Origin of the sequence: Rhizobium ecuadorense, from assembly GCF_001187535.1 — a bacterium.
Lineage (GTDB): Bacteria > Pseudomonadota > Alphaproteobacteria > Rhizobiales > Rhizobiaceae > Rhizobium > Rhizobium ecuadorense.
In genome coordinates this window covers 1-321 of sequence record NZ_LFIO01001200.1, presented here as the reverse complement: position 1 = coordinate 321, position 321 = coordinate 1, and the positions used below count along the sequence as shown (strand labels likewise).

Here is a 321-nt window from a genome sequence, read left to right as displayed (position 1 = left end):
CCACATCGGCGGCGCGTATTACGACGCTCCGCCCTCAGGTCACGAGGCTTGGCCCGTGAGGGGAATCGGAGACTACACTCTAATCGCAAGGAATAGTCCCAGGAGCTCAGCTATGGTCAGAGGTCTCGAAGACGGAGTGGGATTCTTCAGGAATGGCGAAGCCTTCGTCTTTCAGGGGATAAGAAACACACTCAATATAGAGGGGGTGGTAACCAGTATCTGCCATGCGACCAAGATCCAGCGCGAACTCTGGAAATCGCCCTCGATTCTTAACGCAGGCATACGGGTCCGAAGGGGCGAAACGTTGCAATTCAAGATGGG

1 protein-coding gene is annotated in these 321 nt (G+C 55.1%); it reads right to left on the bottom strand.

All coding sequences use genetic code 11. The features are described from left to right. Positions 1 to 106 precede the first annotated feature (106 nt). The coding region (locus tag AF337_RS44590) for a hypothetical protein (RefSeq protein ID WP_210168077.1) at positions 107 to 321 on the bottom strand (215 nt) is incomplete at its 5' end.